This window comes from Pseudomonas sp. (assembly GCF_049300855.1).
Taxonomy (GTDB): Bacteria; Pseudomonadota; Gammaproteobacteria; order Pseudomonadales; family Pseudomonadaceae; genus Aquipseudomonas.
On the sequence record NZ_JBAQKH010000032.1, the window covers coordinates 73209 to 79369 of the forward strand.

Below are 6161 nucleotides of genomic sequence, written 5' to 3' on the forward strand. Positions count from 1 at the left end.
ATGGATCTGCACTGTTATCTGGCGCGCCGCCCACCGGCTTATCCCGACACCGTAGCCCTCGGCGGGTGCCTGCGGGCATTGGTCGAGGCCGGGCTCGATCGGCTGCCGTTGCCCGGCAGTGGCAACACGCTGGAACGTTTCCAGCGTCTGGCTGAAGTCGCCGGGCATGATCTGGGCTTGTGCAAACTCTACGAAGGCCACACCGATGCGCTGGCGATCATCGAACAGCTCGGTGGCACACCGACGCCCGGCAGCACGTGGGGCATGTGGGCCGCCGAACCGCCGCAGGCGCGGGTAAAGGTCAGCCCCAGCGGCCACATGGTCACATTGAGCGGGCGCAAGGCGTGGTGCTCCGGCGCGGCGGTGCTTAGCCACGCGTTGCTCACGGCGTGGGATGCGGACGATCAGCAGCAATTGGTCGCCGTAGCGCTCGATCAACCCGGCGTGAGCGTCACCGATCAAGGCTGGCAAGCCGTGGGCATGGCCGCCACCGGCAGCGTCGAGGTGGTGTTCGACGGTGCCGAAGGTCAGGCGATCGGCAATCCCGGCGACTACCTGCAGCGTCCGGGTTTCTGGCAAGGCGGGATCGGCATTGCGGCATGTTGGTACGGCGCCGCGCAACAGATCGCCGAACGCTTGCGCCAACACTCGGCGCAACGTGAAGAACCGCACGCCCTCGCCCACCTCGGCGTCGTCGACAGTGCCCTGCAGGCGGCGGCCGACGTGCTGCGCTTCAGTGCCTTGCAGATTGACGCACACCCCGAAGACAACGCCGAATTGCTCGCCCGTCGTGCCCGCGCGGTGGTCGAGCAGACTGCCGAGCAGGTGATCCGTGAAGTCGGCCGCGCGCTGGGTGCCGGCCCCTATTGCAAGGACCGGCATTTCGCCCGGCTGATCGCCGACCTGCCGGTGTTTCTGCGGCAGAGTCATGCCGAGCGCGATCTGGCGGCCCTCGGCCAGTTGATCGCGCAACAGCCCGCCGAGGTCTGGACGCTATGAGAACCAATCCGATCGTCGGCCAAGGGACGTCGTTGCATCAGTGGCAAGGTTCGCGGCACTTGGCCGAGGTGCCCAGTATCGACATTCTCGATCTGGTGCCGTCCGGTGCGCGCGCGGTGATCGTCGCCCCGCACCCGGATGACGAAGTGCTCGGCTGTGGTGGCTTGCTGCAACTGCTGGCCAACGCAGGCCGAGATCTACTGCTGATTTCGGTCACCGACGGCAGCGCCAGCCATCCCGGCTCTGAACGCTGGCCGGTGGAGCGCCTCAGCGTGGTGCGGCCGCAGGAATCGGCCGAAGCGCTGCGCCGGCTCGGCCTGCCGATGTACCGGGTGAAATGGCTGCGTGGCGGGTTCCGCGACACGCAAGTGGCGGCAGAGGAATCGGCGCTGAGTGACTTCATCGAGGGTCATCTGCGCCCCGGCGATGTGCTGTTTACCACCTGGTGCGAGGACGGCCATTGCGATCACGAAGCCGTGGGCCGCGCCAGTCTCGCGGCGGCACAGCGGATCGGCGCGACCTGCCATGAACTGCCCGTGTGGACCTGGCATTGGGCCGCTCCCGAAGACGCCGTAGTGCCGTGGCATCGGGCGCGCAAGATTCTCCTGACGCCCGCGCAAGTCGCGCGCAAACGCCACGCCGTCCACGCCTTCGCCAGTCAACTGGAAGGTGATCCTGACGCGGGGCTTGCGCCAGTGCTGGCGCCCTATGTGATTGATCGCCTGCTGCAACCGTTCGAAGTGGTGTTTCTATGAGTGTCGACGATCGTTACTTCGAAGGGTTGTTCGCCGGCAGCGATGACCCTTGGGCGTTTCGCCAACGCTGGTACGAGCAGCGCAAACGCGCAATCACCCTCGCCGCCCTGCCGCGAGCGCACTATCGGGCGATCTTCGAACCGGGCTGTGCCAATGGTGAGTTGAGCGCTGAATTGGCCGCGCGTTGTGATCGCCTGTTGTGCTGCGACACCGCCAGCGCGGCGGTCAATCTGGCGCGCACCCGATTGAGCCTGTTCGACCACGCCGAAGTCCGCCAAAGCCGTCTCCCGGACGACTGGCCGGAGGAAAAATTCGACCTGATTGTATTTAGCGAAATCGGCTACTACCTCGACGGCGCCGATCTGACAGAAGTGATCCGTCGCATCAGTGATTCCCTGAGCGCAGACGGCCAATTGCTGGCGTGTCACTGGCGTCCACCCATCGACAATTGCCCGTTGAACGCACGACAAGTGCATGACCTGATCCATGAACAATTGCACCTGCCGCGCGTGGTTCTGCATCAGGAAGCGGATTTCCTTCTTGAGGTGTGGAGCCGCGAACCGCGCTCGGTGGCGGCACTGGAGGGCTTGCGATGATCGGCATTCTGATTCCCGCGCACAACGAAGAAGACCTGCTCGATGAGAGCCTCAAAGCCGCGCTGCGGGCCAGTAAACACGGGCTCCTGGCCGGCGAACCGGTCGAAGTGCTGGTGGTGCTCGACAGCTGCACCGACCGCTCGGCGCAGATCGTCAGCAGCTATCCGGTGCTGAGCCTGAGCATCGATGCGCGCAATGTCGGTCAGGCCCGCGCCGCCGGCGCGCGCCTGTTACTCGAGCGTGGCGCGCGCTGGATCTCCTGCACGGACGCCGACAGCCGCGTGGCCGATGACTGGCTGGTGGCACAACTGGGGCTTGGCGCCGACGCCGTTTGTGGCACAGTGACCGTCGAACACTGGCACGAGTCGTTTGATCAGGCCGCGCAAATTCGTTATCACCGCCACTATCAGGCGCGCGATGGCCATCGGCATATTCACGGGGCCAACCTGGGCATCAGTGCTGACGCCTATCGGTGGGCCGGCGGCTTTAAACCGCTGGTGTGCGACGAAGACGTGCAATTGGTCCGCGAACTGGAACTGTCCGGGGCCAACATCGCCTGGAGCCACCGCCCGCAGGTTCACACCAGCGCGCGTCTGGACAGCCGCGCACGTGGCGGATTTGGTGACTATTTGCGACAACTGGCACAGATGGAATAAAAAAAACCGGCGCAGATTGATCTGTGACGCGACGAATTCGAGTTCATCAGCAATACTCTGCTGCGCGGCAATCCAGGGTTCGGAGCGTCGCAAGGCAATCAACCCGCCTTCACGGGTCGGCCGCGCCGGGCAATCCCTGCCACGCAACCGACTGAGGGCCAGAAACAACAAGGACGTCGCACCCATGAAACCGTTATCGCTCAACGAAAACAGTTCGCCGTCGCAGATCTGGAACAGCGCGGCGCAACTCGACAACATCCCCGTCATCAACACCCGCAGCCTGGTCCCCGACGGCGCACGCGCGGTGGTCATCGCCCCACACCCCGGCGATGAAGTGGTGACCTGCGGCGGCCTGCTGCAATTACTCTCCAGCCTCGGCCATCCCCTGCAATTGCTCTCCATCACCGATGGCAGCGCCAGCCACCCCGGCTCCCGGCAATGGTCGGAAAAACGCCTGAGCGTGTTCCGCCCGCAGGAAAGCGTCGAAGCCCTGCGTCGACTCGGCTTGCCCATGCACAGCCTGAAATGGGTGCGCGGCGGCTTCACCGACAACGCCCTGAGCGATCAGGCCGACCAACTCACCGAGTTCATCGGCCGCTACCTGCGCCCCGGCGACGTCGTGTTCAGCACCTGGCGCGGCGACGGCAACGACGACCATGAAGCGGTCGGCCACGCCGGTGCCCGAGCGGCGGAACTGGCCGGCGCAACCTTCCACGACGTCCCGGTCTGGGCGTGGCACTGGCCGGAGCGCGAACACACCCTGATCCCGTGGGAACGCGCGCGCAAACTGCGCCTCGACACCTGGACCGTCGCGCGCAAAAGCCACGCCACCCATGCGTACGCCAGCCAGCTCAAGGGCGAACCGGCGATTGGCATTGCGCCGATGTTGCCGCCGGTGCTTCTGGAGCGGATGCGGTTGCCTTACGAAATCGTTTTTGTCTGAGTCTCTGTAGCAGCGTAGTCCCCCGCAGGCCTTCGCCTGCTCGCGATAACGGTGGATCGATCATTCCCATGTTCTGCGTGGGAATGCCTCTGCGCAGGCTCCGCGTTCGGCTTTGGGAAGTCGCGGAGACCGTCGGGGTCCGACTTTTTGCTGTCGACGTACGTGCATGACCGTTCGTCGCCACCTGTCAGACCTGACAGGTGTGCAATCACCCAAACTGGCGTTCAATCTCTCCGTCACCCACCCGCGGAGATTCATCCCATGCCAACTAAAGATCTGTCTGAAAAAAACCCAACGAACCACAAGCCCTCCAAAGCGACTTTCGATCGAGACTTCACTGATTTTACCGATGAGAACTGGAACAACTGGACTGTCGGGCCAAATGGGAGTCCGGACAATCTGAAAGTAGTCAAAGAAGGTAACAACTGGGCTCTCAATAATCAGGGGCGCAGCGATGTCGGCACCCTGCTAAGGAAGACAGTCGAAAATCTGCAGCCAGGCCAGTGCTACAAGTTTTCTATCAAAGCCAAACAGACCTCACCCGACAATCGTGAAGTCGTCTTGGCGCTGCTGGCGGCTCATACCTCAATCAGTGGCCCGGTCAAAATCGCTGCGGAAGATTGGACGTCCCTGGCAGGCACCTTCACGGCTGAGGAAACCAGCATCAAGTTAGACGTGTTCAGCCATATCTCATATGGCTTCCAGGACTTTCTAATCGACAATCTAGAGATTGTGGCACTGGAGGATTAACCAAATAAAAACATAAAGACGACAGGAATAGCTTAAAAAACTCAACCCGACTTAACGCTATTAATGCATCTCCAAGTTGGGTGCGTGTGAGTTGAAGTAGATCAGCATTGATAATCTGCAGCCATAGGTCTGACCGTTCGTCGACTCACCCTCTGCACCTGTCAGATCTGACAGGTGGGAGCTCTCTCACATTGTGTTTTGATAACTTCCGTAACACCCCATTTATCAGGAGCAACATCATGACTTCTAACGTGGATATCGAAAACTTTGAAGGCCTCACTCTTGGCGTACACCCAACCGGGTTTATTCTTAAACTCACCCATCTGGACATAACGGTTGTTGCCGGCTCATTGAGCGTAGTCAAGACTACCGACAACGAGCCTTTCTTCAGCGGAACTTATATTTCGAAGAGAGCGAGCGACGTTATTGCAATCGATTTAAAAAAACCACGGACGACCTTCAACAGCGGGATGAATACAGCCACTTCTGGCGAACTTAAAATCTCCTTCTTTGACGAAAATAACGACCTTATTAAACAGGACGTAGTCGGTGTAGGTGCTGATCACAGCTATAGCTATTCAGCGCCTTCCGGCAAAAAAATCAAACAAATCATAATGAGCAATGATTATGTGGCGCTTGACAACATCGAGCTCTCCGACTGAGTCGTACATCTCATGTAATTAATGGGGCAGGAGGCGAAAATAAAGAATGTTAGTCGCGTGTTCGCTCCGATGATCAATGTTTTACGCAAAGGACTAAAGATCGCCGCCCTCGGTAGCTCATTCAGGACTCAGCTAATCAATGAAAGAGATCCCGAGAGCGGCACTCTTTTGATTTTTTAGCACACGGCGCAGTTACACGAAGTCTAATCTGGCCCGGAACAAATGCCGGCCCTAACGCGTTTGCAGACCGACACACTACCGTGCGGGGTCTGTGCTAAAAGCGTTTAACGACACCGTTTAAGCAACACCTCCAGACACCTACACAACCTTGCGCCGTTGCCTACAGCTACGCCGCCTTGGGGCGGGTTCTATTGTGGTGCGGTCGCGGATTAACTCAGTGAGCGGGTTTAGCAGCCCGGCAAATTTCAAGGCACTCGAGTTCCGCCATGATGTTCACAGCCCCCTATCGCCTCAAGCAAGAAGAGCAATCGACCGTTCGTCGGATACCTCTGCGCACCTGTCAGATCTGACAGGTGCGCATTCTGCCGTTTCGCCGTTCAATCACTCCGTCACTTTCCCGACCGGAGCCGTTGCCATGTCCAACCCAAACAAACCCCTGATACACAAGGAACTCGACATCCCCGGGCGCAGCAAAGACCCGGTGTCGGAGAGCCCTGAGAAGGTCTGGGGCATCAACATCGCCGCCGCGCTGGGCAATTTTCCGCTTCATGGCCTGCTGTGCCGGGCGGGGCCGTGGGGCAACATGGCGAAAGGCGACAAGGCGACGGTCGAATGGGGCA

Annotated in this window: 8 protein-coding genes; all 8 read left to right on the forward strand. The window is 60.3% G+C overall.

What is annotated here, in order from left to right; translation table 11 throughout:
- On the forward strand, positions 1-999 hold the full coding sequence (locus tag WA225_RS19335) for an acyl-CoA dehydrogenase (RefSeq protein WP_422609178.1): 999 nt from the start codon (positions 1-3) through the stop codon (positions 997-999).
- Complete coding sequence (locus WA225_RS19340; protein ID WP_422609179.1) at positions 996-1754, forward strand: PIG-L deacetylase family protein; 759 nt, start codon at positions 996-998, stop codon at positions 1752-1754. Before WA225_RS19335 ends, WA225_RS19340 begins: the two co-directional genes overlap by 4 nt.
- Positions 1751-2350, forward strand: a complete 600-nt coding sequence (locus WA225_RS19345; RefSeq protein WP_422609180.1) for an SAM-dependent methyltransferase — start codon at positions 1751-1753, stop codon at positions 2348-2350. Before WA225_RS19340 ends, WA225_RS19345 begins: the two co-directional genes overlap by 4 nt.
- Positions 2347-3006 (forward strand): glycosyltransferase, encoded by a 660-nt coding sequence (locus tag WA225_RS19350; RefSeq protein ID WP_422609181.1) that lies wholly within the window; start codon positions 2347-2349, stop codon positions 3004-3006. Before WA225_RS19345 ends, WA225_RS19350 begins: the two co-directional genes overlap by 4 nt.
- Positions 3007-3190: 184 nt before the next feature.
- The gene (locus WA225_RS19355; protein WP_422609182.1) at positions 3191-3949 is read left to right on the forward strand and encodes a PIG-L deacetylase family protein; all 759 of its coding nucleotides are present in this window, start codon (positions 3191-3193) and stop codon (positions 3947-3949) included.
- Between the two features lie 261 nt (positions 3950-4210).
- Complete coding sequence (locus tag WA225_RS19360) at positions 4211-4699, forward strand: carbohydrate binding domain-containing protein (protein WP_422609183.1); 489 nt, start codon at positions 4211-4213, stop codon at positions 4697-4699.
- Positions 4700-4938: 239 nt separating this feature from the next.
- Entirely contained in the window at positions 4939-5361 is a 423-nt protein-coding gene (locus WA225_RS19365) for a hypothetical protein (RefSeq protein WP_422609184.1), read from the forward strand.
- Positions 5362-5956: 595 nt separating this feature from the next.
- Positions 5957-6161, forward strand: a 205-nt coding sequence (locus WA225_RS19370) for a hypothetical protein (RefSeq protein ID WP_422609185.1), incomplete at its 3' end; no start/stop codon positions are given.